Source organism: Shinella kummerowiae, from assembly GCF_009827055.1.
GTDB classification, from domain to species: Bacteria; Pseudomonadota; Alphaproteobacteria; order Rhizobiales; family Rhizobiaceae; genus Shinella; species Shinella kummerowiae.
Genome location: NZ_WUMK01000041.1, coordinates 1 through 599, shown reverse-complemented (window position 1 = coordinate 599; position 599 = coordinate 1). Strand labels below are relative to the sequence as shown.

The 599-nt window shown below is 58.4% G+C and carries 1 pseudogene; it reads right to left on the bottom strand.

The features are described from left to right. A pseudogene (locus GR138_RS30160) lies at positions 1–599 on the bottom strand (IS3 family transposase); the annotation flags it as partial.

Here is a 599-nt window from a genome sequence, read left to right as displayed (position 1 = left end):
CCATGAGCAAAGCCTGCAATACGACATCCGTGGTTTGGCGGCTCTGCATCGCCCAGCCGATGACCGGCGAGAGTAGAGGTCGATGACCACCGCAAAAGAGGAAAAGCCTTCACAAGTCCGGATGTAGGTGATGTCCGTAGCCCAGGCCTTGTCCGGAGCCGCTACGTCAAATTGCCGGTCGAGCGTGTTGTCGATAGCGACGGCAGGCCTGCCGCCCTAAATACCGGGACGGCGTTTGTAGCCAATCTGCGCCTTGATCCCGGCAAGGCGGGTCAGACGCGCAACCCGGTTCGGGCAGCACATCTCTCCCTGATCGAGCAGGTCGTCGTGCAGCTTGCGATAACCGTAGACCTTGCCGCTCTCTTCCCAAGGCTTCAGAAGCAGATCGGTCTGTTGCCTGTCCTCGTTGGCTCGCCTGCAGCGGGTTCTTCAGTCAGACATAAAATCGCTCGGATGAACCCGCAAAAGGCGGCACATCGTCCGCACTGAAAACTGCAGGCGATGCAGGGCAATGAACGCTCGACTATCACTTTGCATCCCTGGTGAAATACGCGGTCGCTTTTTTAGGATATCTCGCTCCTCGGTGACGCGAACCGGCT